The sequence below is a fragment of the Pseudomonas sp. Y3 TE3536 genome (genome assembly GCF_053629175.1).
This window is the reverse complement of sequence record NZ_JBRJHU010000001.1, coordinates 2,727,618-2,750,150: the sequence shown is the minus strand read 5'-3', so window position 1 is coordinate 2,750,150 and position 22,533 is coordinate 2,727,618. Positions and strand designations below refer to the sequence as shown.

The 22,533-nt window shown below is 54.5% G+C and carries 20 protein-coding genes, 1 other RNA gene and 2 pseudogenes; 13 read left to right on the top strand and 10 right to left on the bottom strand.

Annotated features, from left to right (window positions below):
- Positions 1-12: 12 nt before the first annotated feature.
- Entirely contained in the window at positions 13-261 is a 249-nt protein-coding gene (locus AB7M33_RS12425) for a hypothetical protein (protein ID WP_099455354.1), read from the bottom strand.
- Positions 262-681: 420 nt separating this feature from the next.
- Here AB7M33_RS12425 and AB7M33_RS12420 point away from each other — a divergent pair, with 420 nt between their 5' ends.
- The 4 genes from AB7M33_RS12420 to AB7M33_RS12405 all read left to right on the top strand — a co-directional run bounded on the left by AB7M33_RS12420 (position 682) and on the right by AB7M33_RS12405 (position 3,195).
- Positions 682-966 (top strand): hypothetical protein, encoded by a 285-nt coding sequence (locus AB7M33_RS12420; protein WP_099430487.1) that lies wholly within the window; start codon positions 682-684, stop codon positions 964-966.
- A gap of 97 nt (positions 967-1,063) precedes the next feature.
- Positions 1,064-1,455: a transfer-messenger RNA gene (gene ssrA / locus AB7M33_RS12415) on the top strand.
- Positions 1,456-1,653: 198 nt separating this feature from the next.
- Positions 1,654-2,577 (top strand): hypothetical protein, encoded by a 924-nt coding sequence (locus tag AB7M33_RS12410; RefSeq protein ID WP_454242919.1) that lies wholly within the window; start codon positions 1,654-1,656, stop codon positions 2,575-2,577.
- A 9-nt stretch (positions 2,578-2,586) separates the two neighbouring features.
- Positions 2,587-3,195: a hypothetical protein gene (locus AB7M33_RS12405; protein WP_454242918.1), complete on the top strand. Its 609-nt coding sequence runs from the start codon at positions 2,587-2,589 to the stop codon at positions 3,193-3,195.
- Between the two features lie 101 nt (positions 3,196-3,296).
- Here AB7M33_RS12405 and AB7M33_RS12400 read toward each other — a convergent pair.
- Both AB7M33_RS12400 and AB7M33_RS12395 read right to left on the bottom strand, forming a co-directional pair.
- A pseudogene (locus AB7M33_RS12400) lies at positions 3,297-3,419 on the bottom strand (hypothetical protein); the annotation flags it as partial.
- 161 nt (positions 3,420-3,580) lie between these two features.
- Positions 3,581-4,457 (bottom strand): annotated as a pseudogene (locus AB7M33_RS12395) (IS3 family transposase).
- Between the two features lie 333 nt (positions 4,458-4,790).
- Between AB7M33_RS12395 and AB7M33_RS12390 the strand changes: the two are divergent.
- Both AB7M33_RS12390 and AB7M33_RS12385 read left to right on the top strand, forming a co-directional pair.
- Positions 4,791-5,747: a HamA C-terminal domain-containing protein gene (locus AB7M33_RS12390; RefSeq protein WP_454242917.1), complete on the top strand. Its 957-nt coding sequence runs from the start codon at positions 4,791-4,793 to the stop codon at positions 5,745-5,747.
- A complete protein-coding gene (locus AB7M33_RS12385; RefSeq protein ID WP_454242916.1) occupies positions 5,740-8,370 on the top strand; it encodes a DEAD/DEAH box helicase in 2,631 nt (876 codons plus the stop codon). The genes AB7M33_RS12390 and AB7M33_RS12385 overlap by 8 nt, the downstream gene beginning before the upstream one ends.
- Before the next feature lie 206 nt (positions 8,371-8,576).
- On the opposite strand, the gene AB7M33_RS12380 is transcribed toward AB7M33_RS12385, so the two are convergent.
- The gene (locus tag AB7M33_RS12380) at positions 8,577-8,759 is read right to left on the bottom strand and encodes a hypothetical protein (protein WP_454242915.1); all 183 of its coding nucleotides are present in this window, start codon (positions 8,757-8,759) and stop codon (positions 8,577-8,579) included.
- 54 nt (positions 8,760-8,813) lie between these two features.
- Between AB7M33_RS12380 and AB7M33_RS12375 the strand changes: the two genes are divergently transcribed.
- Complete coding sequence (locus tag AB7M33_RS12375; RefSeq protein WP_454242914.1) at positions 8,814-9,329, top strand: hypothetical protein; 516 nt, start codon at positions 8,814-8,816, stop codon at positions 9,327-9,329.
- A 204-nt stretch (positions 9,330-9,533) separates the two neighbouring features.
- Here AB7M33_RS12375 and AB7M33_RS12370 read toward each other — a convergent pair whose 3' ends face one another.
- Genes AB7M33_RS12370 through AB7M33_RS12360 form a run of 3 tightly spaced genes read right to left on the bottom strand, consistent with a single transcriptional unit; the run spans position 9,534 to position 11,313 of the window.
- Positions 9,534-10,073 (bottom strand): dCTP deaminase, encoded by a 540-nt coding sequence (locus tag AB7M33_RS12370; RefSeq protein WP_454242913.1) that lies wholly within the window; start codon positions 10,071-10,073, stop codon positions 9,534-9,536.
- A complete protein-coding gene (locus AB7M33_RS12365) occupies positions 10,070-10,780 on the bottom strand; it encodes a dCTP deaminase domain-containing protein (RefSeq protein WP_454242912.1) in 711 nt (236 codons plus the stop codon). Before AB7M33_RS12365 ends, AB7M33_RS12370 begins: the two co-directional genes overlap by 4 nt.
- Positions 10,780-11,313 carry a dCTP deaminase gene (locus AB7M33_RS12360; RefSeq protein WP_454242911.1) on the bottom strand — a complete coding sequence of 178 codons (534 nt, stop codon included), beginning with the start codon at positions 11,311-11,313 and terminating at the stop codon, positions 10,780-10,782. Before AB7M33_RS12360 ends, AB7M33_RS12365 begins: the two co-directional genes overlap by 1 nt.
- A gap of 579 nt (positions 11,314-11,892) precedes the next feature.
- Between AB7M33_RS12360 and AB7M33_RS12355 the strand changes: the two genes are divergently transcribed.
- Positions 11,893-12,276 (top strand): nucleotide pyrophosphohydrolase, encoded by a 384-nt coding sequence (locus AB7M33_RS12355; RefSeq protein ID WP_454242910.1) that lies wholly within the window; start codon positions 11,893-11,895, stop codon positions 12,274-12,276.
- 24 nt (positions 12,277-12,300) lie between these two features.
- Positions 12,301-14,169: a DNA/RNA helicase domain-containing protein gene (locus AB7M33_RS12350; protein ID WP_454242909.1), complete on the top strand. Its 1,869-nt coding sequence runs from the start codon at positions 12,301-12,303 to the stop codon at positions 14,167-14,169.
- 348 nt (positions 14,170-14,517) lie between these two features.
- Here AB7M33_RS12350 and pdxR read toward each other — a convergent pair whose 3' ends face one another.
- Positions 14,518-15,924: a MocR-like pyridoxine biosynthesis transcription factor PdxR gene (pdxR, locus tag AB7M33_RS12345; RefSeq protein WP_454242908.1), complete on the bottom strand. Its 1,407-nt coding sequence runs from the start codon at positions 15,922-15,924 to the stop codon at positions 14,518-14,520.
- An 87-nt stretch (positions 15,925-16,011) separates the two neighbouring features.
- Between pdxR and AB7M33_RS12340 the strand changes: the two genes are divergently transcribed.
- Positions 16,012-16,458 carry a GNAT family N-acetyltransferase gene (locus AB7M33_RS12340; RefSeq protein ID WP_454242907.1) on the top strand — a complete coding sequence of 149 codons (447 nt, stop codon included), beginning with the start codon at positions 16,012-16,014 and terminating at the stop codon, positions 16,456-16,458.
- Positions 16,455-17,075, top strand: coding sequence for an FMN-dependent NADH-azoreductase (locus AB7M33_RS12335; protein WP_454242906.1), 621 nt, complete (start codon positions 16,455-16,457; stop codon positions 17,073-17,075). The genes AB7M33_RS12340 and AB7M33_RS12335 overlap by 4 nt, the downstream gene beginning before the upstream one ends.
- On the opposite strand, the gene AB7M33_RS12330 is transcribed toward AB7M33_RS12335, so the two are convergent.
- Positions 17,053-18,081: an alpha/beta hydrolase family protein gene (locus AB7M33_RS12330; protein WP_454242905.1), complete on the bottom strand. Its 1,029-nt coding sequence runs from the start codon at positions 18,079-18,081 to the stop codon at positions 17,053-17,055. The genes AB7M33_RS12335 and AB7M33_RS12330 overlap by 23 nt on opposite strands.
- Before the next feature lie 196 nt (positions 18,082-18,277).
- Between AB7M33_RS12330 and AB7M33_RS12325 the strand changes: the two genes are divergently transcribed.
- Both AB7M33_RS12325 and AB7M33_RS12320 read left to right on the top strand, forming a co-directional pair.
- Entirely contained in the window at positions 18,278-20,077 is a 1,800-nt protein-coding gene (locus tag AB7M33_RS12325; protein WP_454242904.1) for an ABC transporter ATP-binding protein, read from the top strand.
- A gap of 134 nt (positions 20,078-20,211) precedes the next feature.
- Entirely contained in the window at positions 20,212-21,675 is a 1,464-nt protein-coding gene (locus AB7M33_RS12320) for an MFS transporter (protein ID WP_454244217.1), read from the top strand.
- Positions 21,676-21,691: 16 nt separating this feature from the next.
- Here the strand turns inward: AB7M33_RS12320 and AB7M33_RS12315 are convergent, their stop codons facing one another.
- Positions 21,692-22,282 (bottom strand): TetR/AcrR family transcriptional regulator, encoded by a 591-nt coding sequence (locus tag AB7M33_RS12315; RefSeq protein WP_454242903.1) that lies wholly within the window; start codon positions 22,280-22,282, stop codon positions 21,692-21,694.
- Positions 22,283-22,533 lie beyond the last annotated feature (251 nt).

The window sequence follows — 22,533 nt, the reverse complement described above, 5'->3', positions numbered from 1 at the left end:
AACTAACTAACATCATGGCTCGCGCGCCAACACCAGCTCAGCCAACGCCCTACTCATCTGCACGTTATGCACCGAATTGACCAGCATGCCGATACCCGGCTCACCGGCATTCCCACAAATGTATTCGTCCAACGTGTCTTCAATCCCGCGCATCAGCTGAATGGCGTACAGCAACGCCTCCGGTGAAGGGACCTTGTTGTCGATGGTATAGAACGGACGTGGCGACGTTTGGCTGGGTGGATCTGGAACGAGTTTCTTCATGGTGATTTCTCCGAGCTCATAAACGGAGCCGTCACCCTCTTTCCTCTCACAGACAGAAGGCGGCAGCCGAACGCGGGGTGAGAGACCGGCGAACATCGGGATTCCGGCCAGGCCGAAGCCTGCCCACGAACGGCTGCCATAACAAAGGCACGATGTAATCGCCGGGCTCTCACACCCGGTCGCCAAACCTCAGCGACCCAGGGAAACTAGCCCCAACGCCCATCATCGACAACAGAGAAACCGCTGCAGCGCCAGTAGGATAATTCCCAAACCCATCCACCACGAAGCATTTAGTTTCAAGTTCAGAATCCCCCTACAGCCGCATCATATCGCCCTGCCAGCATCCCGATTGAACCCACGCCAAATCTGCGCAGTCCACTTAACAGGCCCACCTTCCAGAGGCCTTAGAAGGAGACACCCATGAAAGGTACCGCGCTATCGGCCCTGTTCGCGGCCGCCACCTTGTTGGCATCGCCGGTGTTTGCCGCCGACGACCTCTGCACCACCAACCTGCAAAAGATCGATGACAGCATGGTCACCGCCGGCGCCACCTCCGAAGGCCTGGACAAAGCCCTGACCGAGCACGTTGACAAAGCCAAGGCCGCGCAGGCCTCGGGCGACACCAAAGAATGCATCGCCATCACCAGCAAAGTGCTGGAGCGCCTGGAAAAAACCGAAAAAGGCAGCGGCGGCAGCGGTTCGTGACCCCTGGTGCGGGCGACCGGACCAGTTGTCGACGTCGCCCGCGCAATGGCGTATACTCGCCTCACGTGCCGTAAGGTGCGTTAGCTAGAGCTAGTGTGGGGCCGATTAGGATTCGACGCCGGTAGCGAAACTCTAGGTGCATGCCGAGTTGGTAACAGAACTCGTAAATCCACTGTTGCAACTTTCTATAGTTGCCAATGACGAAAACTACGAGGGTTACGCTCTCGCTGCGTAAGCAGCTGAGCCCGCTCTCCTGGTAGCTTCGGCTCCAGCAATCATCAGGGGATGCCTGTAAACCCGAAATGATTGTCATACAGAACAGGATCGTCGTGTAGCACGTTGGGGGCAAAGCGACTAAAACTTACCCAACTCATCCAAAGCACCCTGCCCGTCGGGCGGCTGCGGATTAAATCAGTAGACACGGCTAAGCATGTAGTACCGACAGCGGAGTACTGGCGGACGGGGGTTCAAATCCCCCCGGCTCCACCAAATAATCCTTACAAATCAGGCACTTAACGCATCGCGTTGGTGCCTTTTTTGTGCCTGAAAGGGCTGTTTTGGCTGGTTATGCCAGCTTAATGACAGCTTCGAGCCCTAAGAGGGGCGATGCATGGAAGAGCCAATACGTTCACGGAAAGCCTACCCAGCAGCGCCGAATGATACGCAAATGGAGTGGTAGGTTGCGCAATGCTTGAACTGAACAGCCGGTACGTCATTTTCTATGGTTTGTCACTGGCTCCGGTCCCGCTTACCGGGCCTAAGCCGGACATCGAGCAATGCGTTTTGGCGTTGAGGCGAAAATTCCAAAAGGGTGAGCTCTTCCTTATGCTTGACGGGGATACCGCGTGCATCCGTGTGGCCGACATGCGGGTAAACATTGAGAAAAAGCTCGCATCCATTTTGTTCCAGTACGCAGACAAAAACGTCGCAGATCCGGTTTTCAGCGACTTGTCCTCAGGAAAGCTCCGTCAGGAAACCAAGCTAAATGGGGAAGGCATAGCGATTTCGGCCCATTCATTGCTATCGCTCGAACCTACAAAACCAGGTGGTAGCGAGTTCAAGTTTTTGCTAGAGGACGTGCCTGGAATCGGTAAAACGAAAATCGACAGATTCTTGAAACACTTCCTCAAAAAACTTATTTCAGGCACATACAAAGAAGCTGGAACCAACAAAGTTATAAAGACACACCCCACTGCATCGCTCGAGGCATTTGCAAGCAAAAGCCTGAGAGACGATCTTGAATCCGGAACCCTTAACCATATAGAGCTGACAAGGGAAATCCCAATCAAAGCTCTTGACGAACTAACAGAGACTGGAAAGATCGTAAACACGGTAAAGGTAAAAACCAAAGACAAACCTCACGGAGAACAGGCTGTAAGCTTTATCAACAAGGTAAAAAACTATGGTAAAATTCATCGTTTCGATGATGTGAAAGTTGTTTTCAAAAGAGCTAATGGCAAGCAGAAAACAGTAAACTTTTCCTGTCTTCGCGAGGACGCAGGCGATCTGTGTTTTGGGAAAGTAGAGCAAGTACATGTGGGGCACAACCTGAGTCAGTGCACCAGCTCAATTGATGCTACTCTTTTGAATGAAATCAAAAAACTTCTATGAGGTTTGAAGATGAGTCACACATTTAAGCGAATCTTTGTACCGCTCTCATATCTGTGGGTGCGACGCCAAGGCAAGCTATTCGAGGAGTGTGGCCTCCCCCTCCTGATGACGCTGCTCACATTGACAGCAGTGGTGTTGGCTGGCGACAAATTTTCAGTATATGGAACGCCAGGCCTAATCGCCTCTATCGCCAGCTATCTACAGCTGTTGAGTGGATTCTTCATAACCGCTCTTGCTGCCATTGCGACATTCAACCGCGAAGGTATGGACGATGAGATGCTCGGTGATCCACCAACGCTTGAACGCGGCGAGCCAGAAAGATTATCTCGCCGTCGCTTCTTATGCTTCCTGTTTGGATACCTAGCGTTTGGATCGATAGTCCTCTACATAGCCGGCACGATCATAACTTTGTCTGCTCCTGCTCTGCTTGGACATTTATCGCAGAATGTTATCTTGGCTTTGCGCTGGTCGATTCTAGCTGTCTACATGTTCTGCACCTTTAACATTCTAATTACTAGCTTACTCGGGATGTACTACTTAACGGATAAACTTCACCGCCCGCTCCCAGCAAAATCCAGCGCTGAAATTTATCAGGAACAGCCCGAAGATGATATCTAACCAAACAAGCGGCGCAAGTTTGTCTGCACCGCTCCAATCTGGATCAGCAATTTCTTTTAATTGCTGACGTCTCGTTTAATGTTCTATGTTGCGGAAAGTAGTCAGCGGCACGCCTCCAACGCTGCTTGCCTCTGTTTCTCGTAATCTATCCGCTGCCGCCGCTCAGCCAGCAGCGCTCACATTTTCACCTCCAAGCTGTCGGTCTTGCTCAGGTCGGCGGCTGCCATACCTACAACCGCACTACTAATGACGGACATCCCAAGCGAACAATTACAGTAGACTGGCTCTCGCGCTAAAATAAATATCATACCTGCTCAGCCGCCATGCCAAGGAGGTTCAGGCTATGGAGCCTGAAATTTATTCACATTGAATCGTCCCTGGTTTCCTAGACACTCTCCAGGCTCAGAAAATAGCGTTTCTCATACTCTACTGGAGATAGCTGCATAGCACTGCTGTGTCGACGTTGAGGGTTATATAACATCTCGATGTAATCGAAAATATTACATCGGGCTTTGTCACGCGTTCCGTAGATCTTTCGTCGGATTCGCTCCCGTTTCAAAAGCTGGAAAAGCTGGAAAAGCTTTCGGCTACGGCGTTGTCGTGGCGGTTTCCTCCTCAATGACCTTGTACTGCCGGGCAAGGTGGTTGAGATGCCACTGTTGGCTTTCTGCCAAAAAAACCCAGGACGACGGCGATATCCCGTTTGCGAACGCAGCACCTCTGCCTGCATCAAGCGACCGACTCGATTTCTCCCGCAGGTCTCTCCCAGTTCACGCAGGTCATCGTGCATCATGCGATAGCCATACACACCTCCGCTTTCTAACCAGGCATGCTTGATCAAGCCAAGCAGGCGCTGATCTTCCTTGGCTCGGGCAGATTGAGGCTCGGCCAACCATGTGTAGTAGCTGCTGGGATGCACCTTGAGGGTTTGGCAAAGGCGACGCACTGGGTAATCTGTCGAGTGCATCTTGATGAAGGCGTACTTCAGCCGCACTCCTTGGCAAAGTACGCGGCGGCCTTCTTTAAGATATCTCGCTCTTCCGTCACCCGCTTGAGTTCAGCGCGCAGCTTGCGCAGTTCGGCCTGCTGATCATCGTCTTGCTGACGCTGCTCTAGGGGCATGCTGTAGACCTTGTCCACGCGTAAAGGCTATACACGGACATGCCCAGGCGCTGGGCGATATCAGTTACAGGCCTGCCTTTGTCGGTCACTTGCTTGACCGCTCCGATTTTGAATTCTTCGGGGTAACGCTGACGACTCATGGCACCTCTAAGCCTCATTATGAGGCTTGGAGGTGTCCAGGAAACCAGGGGCGATTCAATGCGAGCCTGCCGAGGAAGCATCAGGTGAGCCGGAAGCAACACGTATCACTTTAAGGACTCTCCAGGGAAGGCGTGATGGCAATCTGAATCCATTCGCGTCATTATCGCCATATTGCAGAGAGCTAGAGCTCGCGTGTGCCTATCCACCGGATCTGTCTCGCGCTCCACCCAGGGAATGGATAAGTGTCCTCATCTTCAGTCTCGCCATCGCTCAGTGACGTCATAGAGAAACTGTTGAATCAGTCGCCCCTAGACGAATTCGTGAAATGCGTCATGGACGCTGCTGTCCCGCTATCAGGCTCAGCTCCGAAACTTGGGCTATTGCATGTCCGGTTCCAAGAGGACATTCCTAATACTAGTTCTTTAGCCGACTTCCTTAGCAGTCAGGCGGTGAACTATGCTCTTAGCCGCCGACGTCGTGATGCTTACATCGCTCAGCTTAATGCGGGGAAAAACGGCGACTTATCAATTACTACCCAGATCCAAAGAGCGGTTAGGAGCGCATTTATAGAATTTCGGAAGGAATTTCCGTCCAGAGCAAGTGAAGTCGGTGAGATTCTCGCCTACTGCGTTGCCGTGCATAACTTGGGAGCAGCCCAACTGGTAGCAAAAATGTCATTGAAGACTTCTACCAATATGCCTGTTCATGGATTAGATGGTATTCATGCCTCTGTCACAGACGGCGTACTAAATGTGTTCTTTCTCGAATCAAAATTGGCCGGAAGTGCGGCAAGTGGTACCGCTGATTACGCGGAATCAATCGCCGGCTTTGGAGGCAATAAAAAGCAATACCTGCAAGAGTATGGCTTGGTACGGGATCTCGGCAACCTTGATGCCTTGGGCTCGGACGAGAAAGAAAAAATCATGGCTTACCTCGACGTTTTTAATAAGCCAAATGCCCCAAAAAGAGAAAGATCTGTTGGCGTGGTCTGTTATTCAGAAACCAAGCATTTTGGTAACAAGATTCCGGTTGACGATGGTGCGTGGGATAAACACGAGCTCCACTTTAGTGAGCTGTATGTAAAGGATCATATACGCCACCATAAAAATGTGAGCAATCAATTGGCGCAGCACGGCGTCGATCCTAATAAATGTATGATTTATTTGGTGGCAGTGCCTGATGTCGACGATTTGAGAGAGCAATTCTACGAATCACTGGGGATTGCACCGGCCCCCTCAGACACCGCACTAACCCAGCCCGTGCTGGATACAGGAGATGGCGATGAGTAGCTTTGCCTCAGAGTTATCGGCACGTATGATCGGAAGCCTGGAATTCAAAAAGTGCCTGGCGCACCTTCAATCGGCTGGCGCTGCAAATACTTTGCCTAAAAAAATAGTGCGAGCGCAAATAGATCCAGATATCGAGGCGCTAGGAAAGCTACTTTACTGCGCATCCGTGTTCGCACAGTCGAATATTGAGGCGCATGTGGGCATGGCTCAGGCCATCGCATTCAACGCAATGTTGATAAGCCGGGAACCAAGTATTCTGGAGCGGTGCTCAGCGATTCTGACCGAACTTGGGAATTTTCCAGGCCTCAAATATAGCGAGCTGAATTTCAAATCCAAGCTGACTAGCTTGCCTCGCATGATTCAGCGTCGAGTGGTAGAGTATCTCAACACCATTCACGTCCATGGGGAGAAAATCGCTCTTACTGACTATCAGAAGGGCGTCTGGGACTCTTTAGAGGGTGGGGCTTCACTCGCAATATCAGCACCAACTTCGGCTGGTAAGTCGTTCCTTGTGATCGAGCACCTTTGCCGCCGAGCTGTTTCATCTAGAAACTTTACTTTCGTCTACATCGCGCCTACACGTGCACTTCTCGCCGAAGTGCACATGAAAGTTAAAGCTAGGCTTGCGAGTGAATCCGAAATCCGGGTGACGGATATTCCTACTTTTGAGACTGCACCTAGGCAGATCTTTGTTCTTACCCAAGAGCGATTTCAAGTACTCCTATCTACTACATCTGCAAAAATCGATCTAGTAGTAGTCGACGAGGCTCAAAACCTCTCTGACGGTACTCGAGGGATGATTCTCCAGGACTGTATTGAGCAGTGTTTTGGACGCTACTCACGTACTCATGTCGTGATGCTGGCGCCCGGTGCCGAAGGTTTTAAAGAGGCTCTCGAAAGCATCGGGCTGCCAGAAATTGCGGAGGTCACCACAACTGTATCGCCCGTTCTTCAAAACCGAATTGTAGTGACGAAAGCCTCGGGGCTTAATCAACTGGACTTCAAGCTACTTTCTTCCCATCAAGCCACGTCCGTTGGCTCGATGACATGTGAGAGGGGGCTTTCTTCCCCAGAAAGCCTGCTGGCGGCAGTTGCTCTCGAACTAGGTAGTAGTGGAGGATCGTTGGTATACGCGAAGACTCCAACTGAAGCAGCGAAGCTAGCCGGCTCAATTACTCTCGGAGTCACAGATCCAGATGCACTGGGCAAGAATGATGACTTGGTTACGTTTATTAAAGAGCATATCCACCCCGAATATCATTTGATCGCCATGGTGGAAAGAGGCGTTGCCTTTCATTACGGACAGATGCCATCATTGCTTCGTGACGCTATTGAGACAGCGTTTAGAAATGGCAATATTAGGTTCTTGGTTTGCACTACGACCTTATTTCAAGGAATCAATTTACCGGCGAGGAACGTCTTTATCGATACGCCCGCTCGTGGTAAAGGTGATAAACAAATTCTCGACCCTGCGCTCCTTTGGAACTTTGCAGGCCGAGCAGGTCGTATGGGCAAGGATATCGTAGGGAATGTGTTCTTGGTTGATTACGACTCATGGAGCGACCAGCCCATGGATAAATTCACTAAATTCACTATAAAGTCAGCTCTTAGTGATGTCATCGCTCATAACACCCGAGAAATACTCAAGGTGCTGCGTGGTGAGGCACCTCAAGGAAAGCCCCGTGACGACGCGCATAGAAATGCAGTCGCTTCTGCCGGTATGCTGATAAGCAAGGCTCGACAAGGAAACGTGCAGAGTTTCCTTGACCGTGTTGCCCCTGACCTCGACTTTCTGGATTCACGATTGCTCTGCAGTGCTTCGCAAGAGGCTTCGGATGAATTAAGCCTCCCTGCGAACGTACTAAGCGCTAATTGGACACTTGACCTGTTTGCCCTTAATGGCTTGATGTCTTTCTTGGTGTCAGCCTTAGAAAATGAACAACTTGAAAAATTGATTCCGAAAAACCCCTCGGACCTTGGAAAGCACTCCATCGCCCATTACCGCGACATCTTTAACTTACTATTCAGACACATCAAAGGCTTCGGTGGTAATTATGGCGGCTACGTAGCTAAGATTGCCGTCAGATGGATGGAAGGGAAGCCATACCCGGTCATCCTTAAATACGAAATTAAATCAAAAAATGATGAAATTCAAAAAAAACGTGACATTGAGAACATGCATGCTCTTACTGTAAAAGGCTACAAGGCCAAGAGAATCGGAGATCTGAATCCAAGCAAGGTTATCAAGGACACTTTCGACACCATTGAAGACGTGATACGCTTCCAGCTAGTTCAAATGGGTAAGGCGTATATAGATATCCTTACTCATGTAATGGTGGAAAACCGATTGAGCCACAGAGTGCAGGAGATTTTTGACTTTTCTCTTGCGCTTGAGCTAGGCGTCAGCACTACCGCAGGGCGGGCATTTTTGGAACTTGGCTTGTCTCGAATCGCTGCTGCAGAGCTACAACGTATCGTGCCTGATAGTGACCTGGACGTGGCGGCGGCCCGGAGGCTGATCATTGGTTTTGATCACACTCCTTACTCGTTGAGCCAAGTCATTGTCGATGAAATCGCTAGAGTTCGGGACGCTATTACTACCGAGATGATCATTGTCAGCTAACGAAATCTACTCATCAAGGCCAGAGCTTCGAAATCGCCCATGAGTCTGCCCTGCTCCGTGGCCCACCGGCTATTCTTGGCCGTTTCTGCTTAAGCTGACCGGGTGCAATGGGTCGATAGCGTTCGGTCGCGAATCGCTGCTGACGACCCATTGCTACCCTTCCTAAGGGCGGCTAAGCACCGGGCGCGCTGCGGGATCGGCTGAAGCTAAAGAATCGCACAACAGCTTTGTAAAACAAGATCTCGGTCGATAACATCCATGAACGGCCTGGGGTGGCAATCAGTATTGGCTGCCAGTTCTTGTGACGATGCATCCTTTAAATCGACTCGTTGAGGAAATGCGTGGGAAACCTGGAAAAGTGCTGTTTCGCCTGCAAAGAAATTATTCATGTTCATGCGATTCGTTGTCGGCAGTGCGGCCAGTCCCAAGGCTGGCGAAGGTTCGTGAGCTCTCCAACCTCAGTAGTTGCTTTGGTCCTTAGCCTTTTATCAATCGCTGCCACAAAACCTGTGGAGCGATTGTTCGATGCCCAGCGAGCAGAGCTACAAATCTCCATCACAGGTGGTGATTACAAAACTGCCCAGCTTATGTTGACCAATAACGGGTCAAAGCCTGCAACTTTAGTTTCCTTCGAAATCACATCGAAAGCCACGACCAATACGAAAACTTGGTTTTTGGTAAGTAATACGGATGGCGAAATTCTGGAGCCAGGCAAAACTTACAAAATCAGAGCCTCAACCGATGAGTCTATCCCAAAAATTGTCGAAGCTGAGCGCCGGACGATTTTGAAGTCTCAGTACGCACTTGCAGATAATTGCGAGTTAACCGCTAAATATATAGAGGCCACGGGGCAGAAGGTTGTACGTGTGCAACCGTTCATGTGCGATACACCTCCTGAAAAGGGTGGTCTGCACCCTGGTAAACCTGGCATACCGATCTGGTACCTTGGTCAAGAATGATATTTTTATGGCGCCCTGGGCCTTGACGCCGATTAAGCAAAGCAGTGTTCGCTTATCCAATACGTCCCTCGCCCAGTTAAAGGACTGTTATGTATATGGGCGCTGCCGCTACGTAATACCTTGGCCCTACGCATACGAGGTTAATTCTGGAAGCGTTCAATGAGCAATATTCCTCCTATGCGTCGACTGCAGCGGTAAGGCGGTCTACTTTCGAAACACTGCGAGGGTAGGTCCTTTTTTGGCAGCGTCCATATACCGACCGTGGTATGGCTCAGATGCGCTGGTGCTGCATTTCATTAAATAAAGCTGTGCTATATCGCTCACGGCCGGTATTTCTATCGTCCAAGGCGACATATTGACGATTTCAAGGGTTACGTACCCGTCGAACCCCGGCTCTACCTGACCGTCATTACAGGTTACCTGAACGAACAATCGCGCAAGGGTTCCTTTGGTTTGCACCAGACCAAAATAATCTAACGGTATTTTGTATCGATGCTTGCTGCAGGTGATGACTTGCTCACCGGGCTTCAGCACCAAATTTTGCTGAATTTCTTTTGGTTCCGAAAAAAACGTCGATGGAGCTGGATGCGACCCATATACAATGCTTGCAGTGGCGGGCAAAGATTTTGGCTCGTAATACGTGTGACCCAATTGTATCTTGAGAGAAAACTCGTCAAATAAGGTTTTTTCACATATAGAGCATTGTGCAACAAGGTGTTCTAGATTTTTGTCAATGACAATCATTTTGGCTTAACTTCGTTCGGCGATGGCTGAGCGTTTTGTTGTGACTGAGGAGGCTGCGACAGGTGTTCCAGCACCACCTTGTAATAGACGGCGTACATTATAAGAGAAGATACTAAGGAACTTCCGATTAAATTGAGCGTCCACCCGACCCATATGGTGGGATTGAGCGAAAACCACTTCTTCAATCGCGCGCGCCGCGTGATGGGAAGCGTCGATATTTCACTGCCACGCTTGATGGGGTTTTGGGTGTGCGTCGATTCTGTGGAGAAAAAAATCACAGAGCCAAGCTTCTCGCCTTTGGTAAGGTAGACATTCTTGTTGGTGGTGTTGAATATCCTGAGCTTGAGCTTGCCATCAAATGCAGGTTCGACCTTCGCCGAAGCAACCAGCACGCCGCGTGAAAGAAAAAGACTCCCCGTAGGCAGGACGATGCCGTACCGATTGTGCGGCACCTTGATTTCTTCAGCGGCCTCCACCACAACAGAATCGTGACCCCTGATCGTCATACCATCGACGATGCGCCACAGGTTTTTGTCGTTGCCAGAATAGTTATCGCTCCACCCTTCACCCACGGACAATTCGAGGGAAAACTCTTCAATTCTCTCGTCCCCTGCATCAGTGAGTATAAGGCTGTTGCTGGAGTACGATGCCGCGTCAAAATCCGTGTGGGATTTCGTTGTACGTCCTTTGATCTGTAACACACTCATCAGATTTGTCCTTCGTCCTTGGGCTGGGAGACGCGGCCACCCTGCCACTGTCCTTTATACCGGCCGATATCCCCGGATACCGCCTGAAAGATGACGTGCGCAAAGCGTGCACCAATCTGAATTTCAAACGCCTCGCTGTGATGGTTGGTGAGCGCGAACGTCATCGGCCCTACATAACCTGGAGGCAGCACACTAGAACTGAACGTTATCCCGCTTCTGAACAGCGTGCTTCTCGGAAAAAAAAGCGCCGCCAGATCTTCCGGCAGATCGAATTCTTCCATGGTGCTCGCCAGATAAGTCTTGCCCGGTTCCATGACGAAGCAGTCATCTGGATCTGCGATCACGACCTCGCTGGCAGGGGTGCGTCGCGTAGATTCTCGCAAGCTTCCCCCCCCTACTGTCAGGCGAGAGAGGCCTGCGAGTCTGAGGTCAAATCCAACGCCTTCCGGGGTGGTCAACTCACGGTGGGCAAGGTGCTTGATTAGTTTTCCATCCCGGACCAGTTTCAGGAGCGAGTGCGGTGAGTAAATCATCTGTTTTGCCTCGGGAAGGGCTCAGTCTATAGCACTGAGCAACCGCCTACGTTTGCAGGCAAAAAGTCGGACTCAGTCGTTGTGGCCGCATTTTGCGTGTCCTGCGGGCTTAGTAGCAAGGACAAAACCGTGCGACATGCTCAGCGCAGCGCACTTTCACTGCACAGACATTTCCATCGGCATAACAAGCCTTCAACACTACTCTGATTGGGCTCACGTCCGACAAGAGTCGGGCGGCTTTGCAGGATTTTCCACATCACCAAGAGCTAAAGAATCTTGCCAATGGCAGCTAATAGCCGTTAGCGGCCCTTCGCCAAGGGCTGCGGAGGGTCGATAGTATCCCTCTACCAACCAAGGTTCGGGGCGTTTCCTGCCGGTCAGCTTGATTGGCTCGTCCACCTGTATTACGAGCACGAATGGCCGCCTCGCCCGATGCGGATAGCGAACAATGGCTAGCGATCGGCTGACAGCCAACAGGCGAGAAAAAACACAAAAAACCTGCGAAAGCATCAAAAACTCTTACAATCTAAGGCCGGATTTCCTACACATTTCCCCAACGATACCCAAGAGATAGCCCCCGTGAGTGACTCAGACAGCTCATCCGCGCCCATGGTTGACGTAGTTGAGCTAGCCGCATCCCTTCAACGGTTCGCAGAAGATCGCGACTGGCAGCAGTTCCACTCCCCAAAAAATCTCATCCTGGCGCTCACTGGCGAGGTAGGCGAGCTGTGCGAGATTTTCCAATGGATGAGCGATGCCGATTCGCTGTCAGCCGCAACAGATCCCGAAACCGGCCAAGCCGTTAAGGACGAACTGGCGGACGTACTGATGTACCTGGTTCGCCTGAGCAGCGTACTCGGCATTGACCTCAACGAGGCGGTGACACAGAAACTCGCCTCAAATGGCCAGAAGTACCCCGTAGATAAAGCCAGAAGCAACAGCAAAAAGTACGACCGACTCTGACCAACACCCACCTAAGGACAACCCGTGATCGTTTACGCTGCGACCAAACAGCAATTTCTTAAAGACAACGATAACGATGACATCGAGGAGGTGATCCTCAGGCATTACAAGGAAGCTACCGGCAAGAACGTTGGCTCCTCGGAAATCAGGTCGTGGCAAGGGTCCCTGACGTACATGGCCAAGGTCCTTAGAGATGAGGGCCTCCCGAGCGATGCAGGCCTGGCCATTGAATTGCACATTCCGCAGTCGTCGAAGCGAATCGATTTTCTACTCACCGGTCGCGACGAAAACCAGGCAAAAAAGGCCGTACTGATCGAGCTGAAGCAATGGAGTAAGGCCAACGCAACAACCAAGGATGCCATCGTCAAAACGGCATTGGGTGGCGGCCTCATTGAGACCATTCACCCGTCCTATCAGGTATGGTCATATGCAGCGCTGTTGGAAGGCTTCAACGAGGCGGTGTATGACAAAAGCATTGAGATCCGTCCGTGCGCCTACCTCCATAACTACGTCAGTGACGGCGTCATAGATTCAGCTCACTACGAGCCCCACATCAGCAAGGCTCCGCTGTTTCTGAAAGGCCCGGAAGAGCTCAGTAAACTCAGAACCTTTCTGAAAAAGCATATAAGTCATGGCGACAACAAAGAGGTTCTTTACGAGCTGTCCGAAGGAAAAATTCGCCCGTCCAAGGCGCTAGCCGAAGCCGTCGGGGGGTTGATGAAAGGCAAACCCGAGTTCGTATTGATTGACGATCAGAAAGCAATTTTTGAGTCGGCTCTGGCGGCGGCAAGCGAGGCCTCGGACCAAGCACCCAAGGTGATGATCATCGAAGGTGGACCGGGCACCGGAAAAACTGTTCTGGCTATCAATCTGCTGGTGAAGCTCACCGAATTGAAGCTAATGAGCAAATACGTCTCCAAGAATGCTGCCCCACGCAAGGTCTACGAAAGCAAACTGGTTGGCACCATCAAGCGCAGCCATTTCTCGAATTTCTTTTCAGGCTCTGGGGCATTCATCGACACTGAGCCCAACACATTCGATGCGCTTATCGTGGACGAAGCTCACCGGCTGAATGAGAAAAGCGGGCTTTATGGAAACCTTGGGGAAAACCAGATCAAGGAGCTGATTGACTCAGCAAAATGCTCCATTTTCTTTATTGATGAGGACCAGCGTGTAACCTTGAGCGATATCGGCAGCAAGCAAGCGATACGCGCCTTTGCAAAAGCCAAGGGTGCTGTGGTTGAAGAGCACGTGCTGTCTTCGCAGTTTCGCTGCAGTGGTTCTGACGGTTACCTGGCATGGCTGGATGACACGCTAGGCATTCGCTCGACGGCAAATCCGACGCTTGAGACTGAGGAGTACGAATTTAAGGTATTCGACTCACCTCAGGCGATGCATGAAGCGATCAACGAGAAAAACCACGGAAACAAAGCTCGTGTGGTCGCGGGCTATTGCTGGCCTTGGTTGAGCAAGAAAGACCCCGCCGCTGCTGATATCGTAATTGGCGACTACAAACGCCAATGGAACCTGGATCAGGATGGCAGCCTATGGATCATCGCTGAGAACTCTATCGAGCAGGTTGGCTGCATTCATACCTGCCAAGGTTTGGAAGTCGACTACATCGGGGTGATCATCGGGCCAGACTTAGTCGTGCGTGACGGTAAGGTAATGACATCCCCGGATGAGCGCGACAAGCACGATAAATCGATTCGCGGCTGGAAAAAGATGATGAAAGAGCAACCTACCCACGCGAAAAGTCAAACAGACCTGATCATCAAAAATACGTACCGAACCCTGATGACACGCGGGATGAAGGGTTGCTATCTGTACTGCACCGACAAAGAGACGGCGCAATACTTCGAGACTCGGCTTAGCCAACACAGCAATCATTGACGGTATCGTTTGCTAGGAGCCCCTGAACCGGCGAGCGCAGCGGCTACGATCAACAGTGCGACCATTTGCTTGATAGATCCGGCCCCGATTCGTTTTTGGGGGTGATTCTCAAAAAGCACCGTCCATCGGAATCCAGGCCATACAGCATTCCAACTAATAGGGCCAATGGGGCCGCTGCGCGGCCCATCGCAGGCAAGCCAGCTCCTACAGGGGTAGCGTATTTCATGTGAATCTCGCTCACCTCTAGGAGCTGGCTTGCCTGCGATGGGCTGCACAGCAGCCCCAATTACAGCCGATGACGCCTAACCGACTGGCATTACGCCCTCGGGCGTCTTTTTTGCGCCTGGATCACCCCCGAACAATCCGTTCCAACCGAACCGCCACCCCCAACGCCTCCTCCGCACTAACAATATTAGTAAACCCAAGCACCAACCCCTGCCTACGCCCCCCCTCCATATACCACTGCGACAACGGCTCAACCGCAACCCCAACCGCCCGAGCACGTCGCGAAATTTCCCTATCGTCCCCTTCACAAAGCCCCGCGACCAAATGCATGCCCCCCGCCTGAGTGTCAATCAACAGCCGCTCCCCAAACTGCTCCTGCAGCGCCTCAACCAACCACCGCCGCCGAACCCCATAAAGCCCGCGCATCTTCTTCAAATGCCGCGCAAAGTGCCCCTCCTGCAAAAACGTGCTAACAGTCGCCTGCAACACCTGCGGGCAGTGGTTATGCAACCGGTCCGCCTGGCGGGCAAACGCTTCGCTCTGCTCCGCCGGCACCACCAGATAAGCCAAGCGCAACCCCGGAAACAGCACCTTGCTAAAGGTGCCGGTATAAAGCACGCGCCCCTGCTGGTCGAGGCTCTTGAGCGCGGGCAAGGGCTTGCCTTGGTAGCGGTACTCACTGTCGTAATCATCTTCGATCACCCAGCTACCGCGCTGGTTAGCCCAGTCCAACAGCGCCAACCGGCGCGGCAGTGACAGGGATACGCCCAGTGGGCTCTGGTGGGTCGGCGTAACCACGGCGAAGCGTGCGTCGGGGGCTCGGGCAATGCCTTGCGCGACGTCGAGCCCGTCTTCATCCACGGGAACCGGCACCAACTGTGCGCCGGCGTCCAGCAGGGCATTCCTGGCCATGAAATACCCTGGCTCTTCCATCCAGCACCCATCGCCTTGGCGCATTAACGTGTGGCTGATGAGGTCGAGGCACGCACGATAGCCTGCACACACGAACACCTGCTGCGGGTGGCAGGTAATGCCCCGTGAAATGCCCAGGTAGGTGGCGATGGCCGCGCGCAACGGGGCATGCCCTCGTGGGTCCGGGTAGACCAGCCCTTCAAGGCCAGCCTGGCGCAGCTGGCGGCCTGCCAGTCTTGTCCAGAGTTTGCGGGGGAAGGCGTCCAGCGCCGGTAGGCCCATCTGCAGGGCTAACGGCTGCGCCCCTGAATGGGTGGGCTGATACGCCGTCGAGGCCACCGGGGGGTGGTGCGTGGGTGAGGACATGGGTGGCAGTTGCGGTGTGACCACCGTGCCGGCGGCGCCGCGCGCGGTCAGGTAGCCCTCCCCCATCAGCAACTGATAAGCCGCTTCGACCGTACCGCGGGCCAGATTGAGCTCTGCCGCCAACGCGCGTACCGCCGGTACTCGGTCACCGGGGCGCAAGCGGCCATCGGCAATGGACTCACGAAAGCGCAGATACAGCTGACGGTAGATCGGCACTGACTGGCCGCGATCCAGCTTGATAGGAAGCATCATGGCCCAGTCATTTATGTATTTTATGGCCCTGCAGCTTAAGCCATTGCCGCATTAAGGTCAGCTATCACTCTACAGCGGACAATGGTCATGAATTACACACTGCAACACCTCGAAGACCTGGAAGCCTTTCAGGCCAGTTTTGACCTGATGCGGGTACTGCGGCCGCACCTCACTCACCTGGATGCCTATGTCGATCAATTGGCTCGGCAGACTGGGCAGGGTTACCGTTTGCTGGCCGCCTGGGACGGTGAACAGGTCGTCGGCTTGGCCGGTTATCGCGAGCTGGAAAACCTGCTCTACGGGCGCTTCCTCTACGTGGACGATTTGGTGGTACGGCCTGATGTTCAGCGCAGTAGCCTGGGTACCTGGCTGTTGAGCGCTGTTCGGGAAGAGGCCGTACGGCGCGGTTGCGCCCACTTTGTGCTGGACACTGGGCTGCATATGCCGTTGGCCCAACGCTTCTATTTCCGTCAGGGGCTGCTGGCTCACGGCATGCACTTCACGCAGAACCTTCAAACAGAGAACCCAGCATGAACAATGTGCTCTTGATCAATGCCAGCCCGCATGGCCACGTGTCCCATGCCAATCAGTTGGCAGTCGAGTTAGTGGCAACGCTACGCCATCGGTATCCGCGGCTTGAACTGGTCGAGCGCGACCTGGGCCGGTACCCGTTGCCGCCGCTCGACATGGACTATGCCCATGCCCTGGCGACCCCCACGCCGTTCGACTCTCCGGTGTTCGAGCACTCAGAAGCGCTGATCGGCGAGTTGGAGCGCTGCGATATCCTGTTCATTGCCACCCCGATGCACAACTTCACGCTGCCTGCCGCGCTCAAGCTCTGGGTCGATTACGTCCTACGTATTCACCGGACATTCCGCTCAACCCCTGAAGGCAAAATCGGCCTTCTGAAACAGCGTCCGGTGTACGTGTTGGTGGGCTCAGGTGGTTTTCACCAGGGTGAGTCAGCGCGGCAACCGGACTTTCTGACGCCTTACCTGCACCAGGTACTGAATACCCTCGGGCTGCTCAATCCGCACTTCACCTACCTGCAGGGCTTGGTATTCGGTGATGAAGCCGTGCGCTCAACGCTTGAAGCTAGCCGTGCTCGGCTGGCACAGGAGCCTCTGTTCAAAGAGCTGCTGGGTGCTTGATCCAGTCACTGATGAACGCCAGCGTGCCGGGCGCATAGGCGTGACGCCCAAGCGCCACGAACAGATACTGCTTCCATAAGGGCCATTGCGAGACCAACTGATAATTGAATAGCTCAGCCCTTAACAAGCTATGCGTGGCGTTGGGGACTAGGACAACTTGCCTTCCACTGGCACCAGAAAATAACGCCTTGTAGACGTTCGAGTCTTCGGCCGCATTGACATTCACATCCTGCGCGCCCCAAACGGCCAGCACCGGCCCTTTCATGGTTTTCAATGCTGGCGTCACGTCTTCGTTGTAATTTTTGAGGACGAAATTGAAGCGGTCACGGTCCATCTCGGCAAAACCATCAGGGGCGTTATGTTCATTGGGATGGCCGAATACTTTGTCGTTCTTTTCGTACTCCTCGCGCACCTTCACTTCAACTTCAGCTGGCGTGCGTCCCTCGCCCGCCAATCGCAACCCGGTGTAGTACATGCCTTGGCGTCGCCAGTTTACCGCCCCGCCGATAATTACCGAGAAGTCAGGGTCCCCTTCACTGGCGGCCCGCGGTATTACCCAGCCACCTTGGGAGAACCCGAGAAAACCAACACTACGCCCAGCTACACGAGGCTCTTTACGCACACGTGCAAGTGCGGCCAGCGCCTCAGCAGCGCGGTCTGACATCGACTGGTTGAGCCAATTGCCGCCGCTCTCCCCTATGCCCTGTTTGTCCCAGGTAAACACACCCACCCCCGCGTCGAGCAGGCTATTGATTAGCGGTAAATACCCACGGGATGCAAAGCGGTCCATAGGGCCGTCACCGTGAACGAGCAGCACGACAGATTGCACATCCATCGGCAGTACCAACGTTCCGACCACGTCCACTTCACCCGAGCGAAACTTCAACGTAGAGACTTGTGCATCGTTGAGTTCAAAGTCAGCTACGTTCTGAACAACAAAGACGGCCAGCCCCAGCAGCATCGACAGGCCACCTGCCAAAGCCAGCATCCCTAATTTTCTTCGCACGCCAATCTCTCCTTGTACCGGCGCAAGCAGCCCGGCTCATCCCATTGCGATTTATAGACTAAGCACTTAGTCTAGAATACGCTCGCACAGAGTGAAGCGTCCAGGGCGCCGCAGCGGCCTCGGCACAGGGAAATCGATACAAGGAACGCTCACCGAGGGTGAGCAACCATTCAGCGCCTACAGGGCCGGAACAAAAATGACTGAACATGGCACAGCAAAAGCCGACAGCTACCATGACCTTGCCGCCAAGCATGTCTCGGCAAGCCGGATCATCGCGCTGTTCGTTCCCTATAAGATGCAAATCGCGCGGGTCATCTGCCTGATCCTGGTGTGTTCCGCGATCGGCATGGCGTCCCCTTTCCTGCTGCGGGCGATCATTGACGAGGCGTTACCTAACGCCAACATGCGCCTGCTGGTGTACCTCGCGGGTGGGCTGATTGGCGTTGCCGCGCTAACGGCAGGGCTGAATACGTTGCAGATTGTCATGTCGACGAAAATCGGCCAGTCGATCATGCATGACCTGCGCGTGAGGCTTTACTCACACCTGCAATCGCTCTCGCTGTCGTTCTTCACAGCAACACGCTCTGGCGAAATCCAGTCACGCATCGCCAGCGATATCGGTGGCCTGCAAACGCTCGTTACCCACACAGCCAACGAGTTGGCGCGTAACTTCAGCATCGTGGTGATGACCACCATCGCCATGTTTCTACTGGACTGGCGGCTTGCGCTGTTTTCGATGATTGCGGTGCCGATCTCCATCCTGCTGAGCGACCGCGTCGGCAAGCTGCGGGAAAGCATTACCCACGAACAACAGGTCCGCCTTGGCGATATGTCTGCAGCGGTTCAAGAGTCGCTGTCGATTTCGGGTGTGATCCTGGCGCGTACCCTTGGGCGCGCAGCACATTTGACTCAACGCTTCACGCGTACCTCGAAAGAAGTCGCAAGCCTGGAGGTCCGCTCCCACACTGCAGGCGAGTGGCAATGGCAATTGATCCTGTTGATGTTGTCGATGTTCCCGGCCCTCACGCTGTTGCTGGGCGGCCTGCTGCTGAACGCCGGGGTTCCGGCAACTATCGGCACGCTGGTGGCGATGATCGCTTTGCAGGAGCAGTTGCTCTGGCCACTGGAAGGGCTGCTGGAGATAGGCCGCGAAATGCGGACTACCCGCGCCTTGTTCACCCGTGTTTTCCAGTACCTCGACCAGCCCGTGGAGATCACCGAAAAACCCGATGCCATCACGTTGGACCGGCTGCACATGCAAGGCGCAGTGCAACTGAAAAACGTCAGCTTCTCTTACCCTGCCAACCTGCAACCGACGCTGACTGATGTCTCAATCGATATTCCTGCCGGCTCCAGCGTCGCCATCGTAGGTTCGACAGGCTCGGGCAAGACCACGCTGGGTTATCTGCTGGCGCGTCTTTACGATGTCTCGGCCGGTGAAATCCGCTATGACGGCGTGGATGTGCGGACGCTGAGTTTTGAAACGGTGACCGATCTGCTGGGTGTCGTTACACAAGAACCGTATCTGCTGTACGCCTCCGTGGCGGAAAACCTTCGCTTCGCAAAACCAGGCGCCACTGATGAAGAGTTGATCGCCGCTGCCAAGATTGCGCAGATCCACGACAGCCTGTCGGCCTTGCCCCAAGGGTATGACACGCTGGTTGGCGATCGCGGATACCGGTTCTCAGGGGGTGAAAAACAGCGCCTTGCGCTCGCGCGCACCATCTTGCGCAACCCCCCGATCCTGCTGCTCGATGAAGCGACCAGTGCGTTGGACACAAAAACCGAACGCGCCATGGAAGTTGCCCTGGCGGCCCTGTCAAAAGGCCGAACCACCATCACCATTGCGCATCGCCTGTCCACCATTCGCCATGCTGACCAGATCGTCGTTCTGCAGCATGGCCGCGTTGTTGAATGCGGCACGCACACCGAGCTGGAGAGCCTCAACGGTGTTTATGCGGGGCTCATCGCCAACATGAATTCAAATGCCGCTTGACCTCAGCTTAACCTGAGGTTTTATAAGGGTGGTCGGTTTGCCTTCGCAAACCCTACTCGCAATGGCGGGTGAACTTACGAAGTGGAGCCGACATGAACAAGCATCACGCCTCACCTGATTCAGGTTCGCAACCCATGCCAGAACAGCGCACGCCTGTGGATAACCGCCCGGCCAGTGCAGGCTGGGCTGCCCTGCTGTCAGGCACCAATGGCGTGCGCTCGCTGGCGTTGGCTGGGGGCGTCGTGCTGCATGCGATCAACGTCTACATTGCCACCACGATCCTGCCTTCAGTGGTCAGGGACATCGGCGGCATCGACTATTACGCGTGGAATACCACGCTGTTCGTCGCTGCCTCAATCCTCGGTTCGGCATTGTCGGCGCGGTTGCTTGGCGGTGCGGGGCCGCGAGGCGCCTACATCATCGCCACACTGGTGTTTGCCAGCGGCGCGCTGCTGTGTGCGTTTGCCCCATCGATGCCGATCATGTTGGCCGGCCGCCTGGTTCAGGGGCTCGGCGGAGGGTTTTTGTTCGCCCTCTCCTACGCCATGATCCGGCTGGTTTTCGATGAAGCGTTATGGCCGCGGGCAATGGCGCTGGTTTCGGGCATGTGGGGGGTGGCGACGTTGGTTGGCCCGGCAGTCGGCGGTATTTTCGCCGAGCTCGGCGCCTGGCGCGCCGCGTTCTGGTCACTCATCCCCGTCGCCGTGTTGTTCGCACTGCTGGCGGCCGTTGTGCTGCCCAAGCGCACCGATGAACGCGTTGGCCGCGCGCCGCTGCCACTGGCCCAATTGCTGTTTTTGACGTTGGCAGTGTTGGCCGTTTCGGCTGGCAGTGTCTTGCCTGGCCTGCTCTGGAACATCGCCGGGCTGGGCGCCGCCGTTATCTTCACAGCGTTGCTGATGGGCACGGAAAGCCGCTCACGCCATAAGCTGCTGCCGACAGGTGCTTTCAACGTCACGTCTGCGCTTGGCGCACTGTATGCGACGATGTCGCTGCTGGCCGTCGCCGTGACCAGTGGCGAGATTTTCGTGCCGCTGTTCCTTCAGGTGCTTCACCATCAGTCCCCCCTCGCCGCCGGCTATCTTGCCGCGCTCATGGCCGCCGGGTGGACGCTCGGCTCCCTTGCCAGTGCTGGGGCGAGTGACAACGGCGTCAGGCGCGCCATCCTCGCCGGCCCGCTCCTTGGGTTGGCCGGCATGGTGACGCTTGCCGTGCTGATTCGAGCCGAGAGTGCAGGTGGCTGGCTGACGATCACGCCCATCTGCCTGGCCCTGGTTGCCATCGGGTTGGGGGTGGGCCTGGCTTGGCCGCATCTGCTGACCCGCGTGTTTCAGGTCGCGTCGGCTGGCGAGCAGGGCTTGGCTGCAGCGTCCATCACAACCGTGCAACTGTTTGCCACAGCACTCGGTGCGGCGCTGGCCGGCATGGTGGCAAACCTTGCCGGGCTGACGGACCCAGGCGGTATCGTGGGTACGGCCAGCGCTGCAGCTTGGCTGTTTGGTGTGTTCGCGTTGGCGCCCCTGTTGGCCTTGTTTGCGGCCCAACGCGTGGTCCGGCTGCACGCCCAATCCATGGGGCAACCGGCCTGCAATCGCTAGAACGGCGCGCGACGGTTTATTCGAGAAAGCGCCGGATCATGCGCATCAACGTTGGCGTATAGGCTTTGGGCTTGAAGTCCCGGTCCAGCACGGAGCGGGAGACTGCACCGTCAATGAGCGCAATGAGCCAGGTGGCAGCGATCTTCGGATCCAGGGATGCATCGATCTGACCTTGGGCGATCCCCCGCCGCAGAAGCGTTACCAGGTCGCCTTTGATCGAAGCCTCGCTGGCAGCGACCAAGGTGGCCATCTCGGGGTTGCGCATGCTCTCGGCAACGACCTCGACCCCGATCTTGGCGTAGACAGGGTCGGCGCACTGTTTGAGGAGGTCTTTGGCCAATCGCTCGATTGCCAGAATGGCATCGGGCTCTTCGGCAAGTTGGGCGAAGCGTTCGCTCATTTCGCGCCGGTCTTCCTCCACAATGGCCTCGATCACGGCCTGTTTGTTGGGGAAGTAGTGGAACAGGTTGCCTGGGCTCATGCCCGCAGCTGCACAGATTTCGTTGGTCGAAGTGCCGCGAAAACCTTTCTCGGCAAAGCACGCCACAGCGGCTTCGAGGATGTGCTGCAGCTTGGCCTGGTGTTTCTGAGGATCGACTTTTCTCATGCTTTCTCCGTGGATGCAGGTGCCGACCTGCAATCCCACTCGTTAGATCGACTACTTAGTCTCTCATTGGAAAAAGCGTCTACACAAGGATGTTGGCAATGCCCGCCATACGGCGTAATGCTGTTCACTTAAGAATGCCGGGGCCGCTCTGCGGCCCATCGCGGCACAAGGCCGCTCCTACACCGACCGCGTTATACCCCTATTTACAAGGCATGCGCGAACATTGTGGGAGCGGCCTTGTGCCGCGATGG

Bases quoted from the DNA above. Each gene is read 5' to 3' on its own strand.
- AB7M33_RS12425 (WP_099455354.1), bottom strand. From the start codon at position 261: ATGAAGAAACTCGTTCCAGATCCACCCAGCCAAACGTCGCCACGTCCG.
- AB7M33_RS12420 (WP_099430487.1), top strand. From the start codon at position 682: ATGAAAGGTACCGCGCTATCGGCCCTGTTCGCGGCCGCCACCTTGTTG.
- AB7M33_RS12410 (WP_454242919.1), top strand. From the start codon at position 1,654: ATGCTTGAACTGAACAGCCGGTACGTCATTTTCTATGGTTTGTCACTG.
- AB7M33_RS12405 (WP_454242918.1), top strand. From the start codon at position 2,587: ATGAGTCACACATTTAAGCGAATCTTTGTACCGCTCTCATATCTGTGG.
- AB7M33_RS12390 (WP_454242917.1), top strand. From the start codon at position 4,791: ATGGACGCTGCTGTCCCGCTATCAGGCTCAGCTCCGAAACTTGGGCTA.
- AB7M33_RS12385 (WP_454242916.1), top strand. From the start codon at position 5,740: ATGAGTAGCTTTGCCTCAGAGTTATCGGCACGTATGATCGGAAGCCTG.
- AB7M33_RS12380 (WP_454242915.1), bottom strand. From the start codon at position 8,759: ATGAATAATTTCTTTGCAGGCGAAACAGCACTTTTCCAGGTTTCCCAC.
- AB7M33_RS12370 (WP_454242913.1), bottom strand. From the start codon at position 10,073: ATGATTGTCATTGACAAAAATCTAGAACACCTTGTTGCACAATGCTCT.
- AB7M33_RS12365 (WP_454242912.1), bottom strand. From the start codon at position 10,780: ATGAGTGTGTTACAGATCAAAGGACGTACAACGAAATCCCACACGGAT.
- AB7M33_RS12360 (WP_454242911.1), bottom strand. From the start codon at position 11,313: ATGATTTACTCACCGCACTCGCTCCTGAAACTGGTCCGGGATGGAAAA.
- pdxR (WP_454242908.1), bottom strand. From the start codon at position 15,924: ATGATGCTTCCTATCAAGCTGGATCGCGGCCAGTCAGTGCCGATCTAC.
- AB7M33_RS12340 (WP_454242907.1), top strand. From the start codon at position 16,012: ATGAATTACACACTGCAACACCTCGAAGACCTGGAAGCCTTTCAGGCC.
- AB7M33_RS12335 (WP_454242906.1), top strand. From the start codon at position 16,455: ATGAACAATGTGCTCTTGATCAATGCCAGCCCGCATGGCCACGTGTCC.
- AB7M33_RS12325 (WP_454242904.1), top strand. From the start codon at position 18,278: ATGACTGAACATGGCACAGCAAAAGCCGACAGCTACCATGACCTTGCC.
- AB7M33_RS12320 (WP_454244217.1), top strand. From the start codon at position 20,212: ATGCCAGAACAGCGCACGCCTGTGGATAACCGCCCGGCCAGTGCAGGC.
- AB7M33_RS12315 (WP_454242903.1), bottom strand. From the start codon at position 22,282: ATGAGAAAAGTCGATCCTCAGAAACACCAGGCCAAGCTGCAGCACATC.